The organism is Labrys sp. F242 (genome assembly GCF_057813875.1).
In genome coordinates this window covers 1-291 of sequence record NZ_JBVASG010000047.1, presented here as the reverse complement: position 1 = coordinate 291, position 291 = coordinate 1, and the positions used below count along the sequence as shown (strand labels likewise).

Genomic DNA, 291 nt, shown 5'->3' with positions numbered 1-291 from the left:
CCTTCTCGGTGCCATGACGGTTTGGCGCGCCGAAGCCGATGATGGTCCGGCAAGCAAAGAGCGAGGGCCTGTCGGTTGCCAGTTCCTCCGCAATCGCCGTCGCCACTGCCTCGCGGTCATGCCCGTCGACCCGGCGCGTCGACCAGCCGGACGCCGCGAAGCGGGCGAGCTGGTCGTCCGAGCAGGAATGCGAAGTCGAGCCATCGATCGAGATCTCGTTGTCATAGAACAGCACGATAAGCCTGCTGAGCTTGAGATGGCCGGCCAGCGAAATCGCCTCATGGCTGATAC

At 63.9% G+C, this 291-nt stretch carries 1 pseudogene; it reads right to left on the bottom strand.

The features are described 5' to 3' along the window. Window positions 1-291 (bottom strand): annotated as a pseudogene (locus tag ACZYTC_RS34385) (transketolase); the annotation flags it as partial.